The 8,773-nt window shown below is 56.1% G+C and carries 9 protein-coding genes; 5 read left to right on the forward strand and 4 right to left on the reverse strand.

Features of this window, described 5'->3' with window-relative positions; translation table 11 throughout:
* Nucleotides 1–180 precede the first annotated feature (180 nt).
* Entirely contained in the window at nt 181–1,047 is an 867-nt protein-coding gene (yghU, locus tag ENTMO_RS0120395; protein ID WP_010435563.1) for a glutathione-dependent disulfide-bond oxidoreductase, read from the forward strand.
* A 160-nt stretch (nt 1,048–1,207) separates the two neighbouring features.
* Nucleotides 1,208–1,540: a YMGG-like glycine zipper-containing protein gene (locus tag ENTMO_RS0120400; RefSeq protein WP_010435564.1), complete on the forward strand. Its 333-nt coding sequence runs from the start codon at nt 1,208–1,210 to the stop codon at nt 1,538–1,540.
* Between the two features lie 71 nt (nt 1,541–1,611).
* On the opposite strand, the gene ENTMO_RS0120405 is transcribed toward ENTMO_RS0120400, so the two are convergent.
* From ENTMO_RS0120405 to ENTMO_RS0120415, 3 genes are read right to left on the reverse strand one after another with little or no spacing between them, the layout of a single operon-like run.
* Complete coding sequence (locus ENTMO_RS0120405; protein WP_010435566.1) at nt 1,612–2,514, reverse strand: alpha/beta hydrolase; 903 nt, start codon at nt 2,512–2,514, stop codon at nt 1,612–1,614.
* Complete coding sequence (locus tag ENTMO_RS0120410) at nt 2,504–3,400, reverse strand: alpha/beta fold hydrolase (protein WP_010435568.1); 897 nt, start codon at nt 3,398–3,400, stop codon at nt 2,504–2,506. The genes ENTMO_RS0120405 and ENTMO_RS0120410 overlap by 11 nt, the downstream gene beginning before the upstream one ends.
* Nucleotides 3,401–3,424: 24 nt before the next feature.
* A complete protein-coding gene (locus tag ENTMO_RS0120415) occupies nt 3,425–4,480 on the reverse strand; it encodes a sugar phosphate isomerase/epimerase family protein (RefSeq protein WP_010435571.1) in 1,056 nt (351 codons plus the stop codon).
* Between the two features lie 141 nt (nt 4,481–4,621).
* Between ENTMO_RS0120415 and ENTMO_RS0120420 the strand changes: the two genes are divergently transcribed.
* Nucleotides 4,622–5,215, forward strand: a complete 594-nt coding sequence (locus ENTMO_RS0120420; protein WP_010435572.1) for a TetR/AcrR family transcriptional regulator — start codon at nt 4,622–4,624, stop codon at nt 5,213–5,215.
* Nucleotides 5,205–5,921, forward strand: a complete 717-nt coding sequence (gene fucR / locus ENTMO_RS0120425; RefSeq protein ID WP_010435574.1) for an L-fucose operon activator — start codon at nt 5,205–5,207, stop codon at nt 5,919–5,921. Before ENTMO_RS0120420 ends, fucR begins: the two co-directional genes overlap by 11 nt.
* Nucleotides 5,922–5,958: 37 nt before the next feature.
* On the opposite strand, the gene ENTMO_RS0120430 is transcribed toward fucR, so the two are convergent.
* Nucleotides 5,959–7,503 carry a methyl-accepting chemotaxis protein gene (locus tag ENTMO_RS0120430; RefSeq protein WP_010435577.1) on the reverse strand — a complete coding sequence of 515 codons (1,545 nt, stop codon included), beginning with the start codon at nt 7,501–7,503 and terminating at the stop codon, nt 5,959–5,961.
* Nucleotides 7,504–7,733: 230 nt separating this feature from the next.
* Between ENTMO_RS0120430 and ENTMO_RS24380 the strand changes: the two genes are divergently transcribed.
* Nucleotides 7,734–8,773: aldo/keto reductase (locus ENTMO_RS24380; RefSeq protein WP_010435580.1), on the forward strand; the 1,040-nt coding region annotated here is incomplete at its 3' end.

An 8,773-nucleotide genomic window follows, 5' to 3' on the forward strand; every position in this document is an offset into this window, starting at 1 on the left:
TTCAGCTTTAGCGGTTTACGCATTAATTATGAAAATGCGATTTTCGATTAAGCTTATGCCGGATTTGATATATATAAGCAGCAGAAGGAATAGCGGTTAATTGATTGCGCTCACAACGTTAAACGGTTCACAAATCTCCTGCTACACTGCCTCAACACATCACTAAAAAGGCAGGCCAACATGTCAGACAACACGTATCAGCCACCAAAAGTATGGGAATGGAATAAGAACGGCGGCGGCGCGTTCGCCAATATTAACCGCCCGATCTCCGGCGCGACGCATGAGAAGGATTTGCCCGTAGGCTCTCACCCACTGCAGCTCTACTCTCTGGGAACACCGAACGGCCAGAAAGTGACGATCATGCTCGAAGAGCTGCTGGCGCTGGGCGTGACGGGCGCGGAGTACGACGCGTGGTTGATCCGCATCGGCGAAGGCGATCAGTTCTCCAGCGGGTTTGTCGACGTGAACCCGAACTCGAAAATCCCGGCGCTGCGTGACCACTCTACAAACCCGCCAACGCGCGTCTTTGAATCCGGCAATATCCTGCTTTACCTGGCAGAGAAATTCGGTCACTTCCTGCCGAAAGATCCGGCGGGACGCACCGAGACGCTGAACTGGCTGTTCTGGCTCCAGGGCGCGGCGCCGTTCCTCGGCGGCGGCTTTGGTCACTTCTACAACTACGCACCGGTGAAGATTGAGTACGCGATTGACCGCTTCACCATGGAAGCCAAGCGCCTGTTCGACGTGCTGGATAAACAGCTGGCGCGCGGTCGTTACGTCGCGGGCGAGGAGTACACCATCGCGGATATCGCCATCTGGCCATGGTTCGGCTGCGTGGCGCTGGGTAGCGTTTATAACGCCGCCGAATTCCTGGATGCAGAGAAGTACACTCACGTGCAGCGCTGGGCGAAAGACGTGGCGAATCGCCATGCCGTTAAGCGCGGACGCATCGTTAACCGCACCAGCGGCGAGCTGAACGAGCAGCTCCACGAACGCCACGCGGCGAGCGACTTCGAGACGAATACGGAAGATAAGCGTCAGGCCTGACGCTCTGCCGGGCGGGCCACCGCCCGGTAACAACGATCCTTGCCCAGGGCATGATTAGCTTAAAGGTTGAGCCGGTATTACTGGCACTATTCGCCCTCTTTTCTCACGCCTGGCTGTGAGAAGCGAAGCCTCAACCAACAGCTATTACAAAGGATCTGTTATGAAATTCATCAAAACAGCGCTGGTTATCAGCACCCTCATTATTTCTACCTCGGGTATGGCGATGGACAAAACTGCCGCTGGCGCCGTTGCCGGTGCGGCGATTGGCGCAGCCACGGGCAAAGACCTGAAATCCACAGTAGGCGGCGCGGTGGTTGGTGCGGGTACGGGTGCCATGTTTAAAAACGGTGAAAAAGGCAAAGATGCGCGTAAGGGCGGTGCCGTGGGCGCAGTCGTTGGGGCGGGTACAGCAGCAATGACGGGCAATAGCGTACTGAAAGGTGCAGCCGTTGGCGCAGGCGCTGGCGCGCTGATTGGTGAAGCCACGCACTGATAAACGGTGTGGTGTGGCAAACGATCTCCCAAAAAACCCAGTTGATACTGGGTTTTTCGTTATGAGTCCTCTTAACCGCGAGCCAGTTCGAAAAGCTGCTGTATGGCTGGCGTTAGCCCTGACATATGAAGACAGGCGTGGATCATGCCCTGTAATCGCACACACCGCACCGTTACGCCAGCCTCCTGAAGTCGCTGCGCATACTGTTCGGCCTCATCACGCAGCGGGTCATATTCGCAGCTGAGAATAGTTGCCGGTGGTAAACCGCGCAGGGAATCGGCGTGCAAAGGTTCGGCGTAGTCATTGCGCCGTTCCCCCAGATAATTTTCCCAGCAAAACGCCATCGCATCACGTGTCAGATAATACCCTTCAGCAAATTCCCGATAGCTTTCCGTTGCCATATCGCGACTTAATGCCGGATAAAACAGCAGTTGATGCTCAATTTCAGGACCGCCACGATCGCGTGCCAGTAGCGCTGTTGCTGCGGCAAGATTTCCTCCAGCGCTATCGCCAGCCACCGCCAGACGGTGGGTATCAATGCCCAGATACGCTGCCTGTTCGTAGACCCAACATAGCGCCTGATAAACATCGTCTAATGGCCGCGGGAACGGGTGCTCGGGTGCCAGTCGATAATCTACTGACAATATTATCCTGTCGGTGGCATTCGCGAGTGTCTGACAGGGACGATCGTATAGCGAAAGCGATCCCAGACACCACCCTCCGCCATGGGCAAACAGCATCGCGGGCCGTGCAGTTTCAGTCTTTAAGCCGACGGGCGTATAGACCCGGAGGGCGATGCCATGACCATCATCAGCATTGACGACATAATTTTTGATGTCGTCGTTTAATGCCACCTCTCCCTGTAGCCCAGGCAATTCCACCTCTATCGCCGCTCGCATTTCAGCCAGTGAGCCCGGTAGTGGCGCTCCCGATAAGGTTTTCAGAAAGTTGGCAATCCCCGGATCAAGCGGCATGGTTTGTATCCTCTGACAGGAACGGCACAATTATCCCGCTAAAAGCCTCATGGCACTCTTCGGTAATAAAATGCCCGCAGTCGGCCACCGTCTCTCCACGCAAATCAAGGGCATTGCCCTGTAGGGTTATCAGCGGCGCATCGCGCGTCGCATGTTCGGCCCCCACCGTCAGCACTGGCATTGTCAAAGGTGTTTGCGCGCGGAGCTGGTTTTGGCGGATGGTCTCAGGGATCGCCCGATAATAATCAAAACCTGCACGTAGCCCCCCCGGTGTCGAATAAGCGGCGATATACACGTCTGATGCCACCCGTCCACGCCGATGAGACCAGCGGTCGAAAATATAGCTAAGATAGTGCGCTTCACGGCCACGGGTGAGGGTTTCGGGTAAATCAGCCAGTTGATTGAACATGAAGTGCCAAAGGAAAATATTCTCTTCCGGTGCGACAAAAATCGCCGGAGGGGGTGCCAGACCGGGGATAACCGCTTCTGTCAGCACAACCCGTTCAACCGCATGCGGAAAATCACTCGCCATGGCGTATCCAATCCACATGCCGATATCGTGGCCGACAAGGCTGTAACGTGAATGCCCGAGTTGCGCCATTGTCGCGTGCAGCATGGCAGCGATGCTGCCGGTGTCATAGCCAGCGAGCGGCTTATCTGAATCACCAATGCCCGGCGGATCAATCGCTATCGCCTGAAAACCCGCCTCCGCCAGCGCGCGCATGACATAGCGCCAGGTAAACCAGGTCTGAGGCCAGCCGGGTATCAGCAGCACTGGCTTGCCTTTTCCCGCCACAACGCAGTGGATGCGCTGCCCGCTCACTTTCATATAGATGTGTTTGGCGTCGAGATCCTTGTGCAGGTTCTCGTTATTTTCTTGTTTCATTTTGACGTCCTGTAAGATGGCGGCTTATCGAATACCAAGTAACGCGTTGATTTGTTGAGGATTGACAGGAGCGCCAGCGAAATCATCGAAGACTTTATCGGTGATATGGATGATATGGTCGCGGATAAACGCAGCGCCTTCACGTGCGCCGTCGAGCGGGTTTTTCAGGCAGCACTCCCATTCCAGGGTTGCCCAGCCGGCATAATCATATTGTGCAAATTTCGAGAAAATCGCGTTGAAATCAACCTGACCATCACCTGTTGAACGAAAGCGCCCTGCGCGATCGATCCACGACTGATAGCCGCCATAAATTCCCTGACGCCCGGTGGGATTAAATTCAGCGTCTTTTACATGGAACATGTTGATGACATCCTTATAAATATCAATAAATTCCAGGTAATTCAGCTGCTGTAGCACCATATGACTGGGATCAAAGAGTATCCGACAGCGAGGATGCTCCCCCACACGTTGATGAAACATTTCAAACGTCACCCCGTCGTGCAGATCTTCGCTCGGGTGAATTTCGAAACAGAGATTTATGCCCTGCTCATCACAGGCGTTAAGCACCGGAAGCCAGCGTCTGGCCAACTCGTCAAATGCGGTTTCGATTAACCCCTCCGGACGCTGCGGGAACGGGAAAAGATAAGGCCACGCCAGTGAGCCGGAAAACGTGCCTAATTCGCTGAGGCCAAGCCGGGCAGAGGCTTTGACCGCCATCAGCAGTTGTTGCCGTGCCCATTCACCGCGCGCTTGCGGATTGCCGTGTATCTCCGGCGGCGCGAAACTGTCGCATAAGCTGTCGTAAGCCGGATGCACCGCCATCAGTTGGCCAAAAATATGGCTGGTCAGCTCACTAACAACCAGCCCCTGTTCGGCCAGCATGCCGACAATGTCATCGCAGTAGGTCTGGCTTTCCGCCGCAGTGGCTACGTCGAAAAGACGATGATCCCATGCCGGTATTTGTAGTGCCTTGAATCCGGTTTCCGCTGCCCACTGGGCTATGGCGGGTAAGCTGTTGAACGGGGCCTCGCTATCACTGAATTGAGCGAGATGGAGGCTTGGACCTTTCAGGGTTTTCATCGTAAACTCCTATTGTTTGTCGATTGACAAACAATAGGAGCAAAACGCATTCACCGCAAGCGAAAAGATAAAGTCGTTGGCGATCGCAACGATTTAGGCGATCCTGTTTTCAGTGAAGATAAGACAAACCGGAGCAACAAAATGGCAGGCAGACCGCGTCAGTTCGATCGTGACCAGGCGCTCATAAAAGCGCGCAATTTGTTCTGGCGACAAGGTTATGAAGGGACCTCAATGTCAGATTTGGTGGCGGAACTGGGCATCGCTTCGGCGCGTATTTACAAAGCGTTCGGCTCAAAAGAGCAACTCTTTCGGGAAGCGATTGCTGATTACGAAAGTCAGGAAGGCGGTTTCGCGGATCGCGCCTTAGCGGCCGGAGGTAGCGTGCGGGAGACGCTGCAAAAGCTCCTTATGGATGCCGTGCACCTGTATTGCCAACAGGATCTGCCGCAAGGGTGTATGGTCGTCTCTTCAGCAGCGAGCGTCAGTGCCGGAAATGACGATATCAAAACCTGGCTGGCGCAGCATCGCCAGCAGCGCACGCAGCAGATCATTGACCGACTTCGGCAGGCCGTGCAGCAAGGTGAACTTTCCGCATCGGTAGATGCTGACAGCCTGGGAGACTATTTCGCTGTCTTTTTGCACGGTCTTTCAATTCAGGCGCGGGACGGTGTCCCGGAAGCACGCTTGCTTGAGGCCGTTAATCAGGCGCTTACCGTACTGCCACATGAAACTTAACCGACAGCAGCACATTATTGACCTCCTGAGCGGCTGCGACTGGCTAACCACTGACGCACTGGCAGAAACGCTCTCGGTCAGCAGGGCGACGATCCGTCGCGATCTGAATGCCCTTCAGCAGCAGGGTAAGATCCTGCGCCAGCACGGCCGCGCGCGGCTTATCCATCCGAACAGCCGCGACAGCGGAGAGCCGTTTGGCGCGCGCTTAAAAAGCCATTACGCCGATAAAGTCGATATCGCCCGCCACGCGCTGGACTGGATCAGCGAAGGGATGACCATCGCCCTCGATGCCAGTTCAACCTGTTTTCACCTGGCGCGCCAGCTCCCGGATATCGAACTCACCGTCTTTACCAATAGCCTGCCGATCTGTCATGAGATGGCAAAACGCGAGCGGATCACGCTTATTTGCTCCGGCGGCACGCTTGATCGCAAGTACCGCTGCTACGTCAATCCGGCGCTGCTTACACAGCTTAAAGGGCTGGAGATTGACCTGTTTATCTTCTCCTGCGAAGGCGTTGATGAGCAGGGCACGCTGTGGGATCCGGTGGAGCATAACGCAGTCTTTAAATCACTGCTGTTAAGCCGCGCAGGCCAGTCGCTGCTGCTGATTGATAAAAGCAAATTCCAGCGGTCAAGTGAGGTGAGGATAGGCCAGCTGTCACAGGTGACGCAGGTGATTCAGCGGGATCGTCTTTCAGGGGGATAACGGGTCAGGCCGCGACAGGCGACCCGACCCGATAAGGTTATGCGGTGAGGCGGAATTTTTGCACTGAGCGCTGAAGCTCTTCAGTCTGGCGTCCCAGCGCGGCGGCCGCCGCGGAAACCTCTTCAACCAGCGAGGCGTTCTGTTGGGTGACGCCATCCATCTGGGTGATAGCGATGCCCACCTGAGAAATGCCCTTACTTTGCTCTTCTGACGCAGATGCAATTTGCTTCATGATGGTCGTCACTTCGGTCACGTCGCGCAGAATCGCTTCCATCGTCGTGCCGGTGTCGTTCACCAGCTGCGCGCCCTGCTCGACGCGGGAAACGGAGTCCGCGATCAGCCCTTCAATCTCTTTTGCGGCATTGGCGCTGCGGCTGGCCAGATTACGCACTTCACCCGCAACCACGGCGAAGCCACGACCCTGTTCCCCTGCGCGCGCTGCCTCAACGGCTGCGTTGAGCGCCAGAATATTGGTCTGGAACGCAATGCTGTTAATCACGGTGGTAATTTCCGCGATCTTCTTCGAACTGTCAGAAATACCGCTCATGGTGGTGACCACGTCTTCTACCAGCGAACCGCCACGGCTGGCGGTCGTCGAAGCCACGTCCGCCAGCTCGCTGGCCTGACGTGCGCTTTCGGCATTCAGTTTTACCGTCGCCGTAAGCTGCTCCATACTCGCGGCGGTCTCTTCCAGCGCGGCGGCCTGCTCTTCCGTACGGGATGAGAGATCGTTGTTCCCGCTGGAGATCTCCGTCGCGCCGCGCCAGATATTTTCGCTGCCGGAGCGGATGGTGCTGACCGCTTCACGCAGGCTGTCCTGCATGGCGCTCAGTAAGGGAACCAGCTGTCCCACGCAGTTGCGGCCAAACGGCTCAATCGGCTGGCTGAGATCGCCCTGGGCAATCTGGCGGAACTGCTGGCGAATACGAGCCAGCGGTTTCACCAGCATCGCCACCAGGTAACGGTCGGTGAAGAGCAGGATCAGCAGGCCAATAATCGTGGCGACGATAATCACCGTGCGGGTCATGCTGGTCAGGCCGTCCACCACCACGCGGGTGCTGTCGAGCGACTTCGCGGCGGCGTTGTTAAAGTTCTCCGCCGCGGCACCAAACGCGCGGCTCAGCGGTGGCGTGACGTTGTTGGCCTGCTGGCGATAGCCGTCCAGCGACTGCTTAGCCTGCTGCATCTGCGGGGTTACGCCCTGATCGAGCAGCGCCTGCCAGCTGCTAATGACCTGAGCAGAAACCTGTTCGTCCATGGGACCGGGGGAGATGGCCTTCATTTCGGTCAGCTTCTTACTCATGTTATCCAGCGCCTGTTGGGCAGAGGCCAGGTCCGGCGTGCCGCCTGCGGCTTTGACGTCCATTGCGCGGCTCAAACGGGTGACGAAACGGAAATACTGATCGTTACCCTGACTGAGTACCGTCATCTGTTTGACCAGCTGCCGATCCACTTCGTTACCATCAGAAACGCGAGACAGTGACCAGGTGCTGTATAGCCCAACCCCCGCCCACATTAAACAAAAGATCCCAAGAATCGTCAGCATGACGAAGCGGATCGTGAAATTACGGAGCATATTCATAAATCTTCCTTGCCGAGAGGGTGAGTTCGCCCAGAGGCGAGTACTACTCTCGTTATCGGCAGGGAGCGCGGAAATTATAACCTTTTGTGATTATTTTTAATTAGTGTGGCTTCACAGGTCACACAGCTGCCGTTAACCATTATGCCCACGCTTAGTGATGTAATGAGTGATGTGATAAGTTCAGAATGAAAACGCTGTTTCGAAAATTCATCAATAAGAAAGGAGACATCATGTCCTGGCACCCTTACACCGGCCGCTATGAGAATATGCAGTACCGCTACTGCGGGAAAAGTGGCCTGCGTCTGCCCGCGCTGTCACTGGGACTGTGGCATAGCTTCGGTCACGTCCAGCCGCTGGATGCCCAGCGGGCGCTGTTGCATAAAGCTTTCGACCTCGGCATCACCCATTTTGATCTCGCTAATAACTACGGGCCACCGGCGGGCAGCGCCGAGGAGAATTTTGGCCGCATCCTGCGCGAAGATTTTGCCGCGTACCGCGACGAGCTGATTATCTCCACCAAAGCGGGCTACGACATGTGGCCGGGGCCGTATGGTTCCGGCGGTTCACGTAAATATCTGCTCGCCAGTCTCGACCAAAGCCTGAAGCGTATGGGCGTGGAGTATGTGGATATTTTCTATTCTCACCGCGTGGATGAAAACACGCCAATGGAAGAGACGGCCTCAGCGCTGGCGCACGCCGTACAAAGCGGCAAAGCGCTGTATGTGGGCATCTCCTCCTACTCAACCGAGCGCACGCAGAAAATGGCCGAGCCGCTGCGCGAGTGGAAAATCCCGCTGCTGATCCACCAGCCGTCTTACAACTTGCTTAACCGCTGGGTCGACAAGACCGGTTTGCTGGATGCGCTTGAAGCAAACGGGACGGGCTGTATCGCCTTCACCCCACTGGCGCAGGGCCTGCTGACCGGGAAATACCTGAACGGTATTCCTGAAGGTTCACGCATGCAGCGCGAAGGCAAAAAGGTGCGCGGCCTGACGGAAAAAATGCTGACCGAAGCCAACCTGAACAGCCTGCGCCTGCTGAATGAAATGGCGCATGCGCGTGGGCAAACCATGGCGCAGATGGCGTTGAGCTGGCTGCTCAAAGATGAACGCGTGACGTCGGTGCTGATAGGTGCGAGCCGTCCGGAACAGCTGGAGGAGAACGTTCAGGCGCTGGAAAACCTGCGCTTTACGCAGGACGAACTCAAGCGGATTGACCAGCATGTGGCGGATGGGGAGTTGAATTTATGGCAGGCGTCGTCGGATAAATA

The sequence above is a fragment of the Enterobacter mori LMG 25706 genome, assembly GCF_000211415.1.
GTDB lineage: Bacteria > Pseudomonadota > Gammaproteobacteria > Enterobacterales > Enterobacteriaceae > Enterobacter > Enterobacter mori.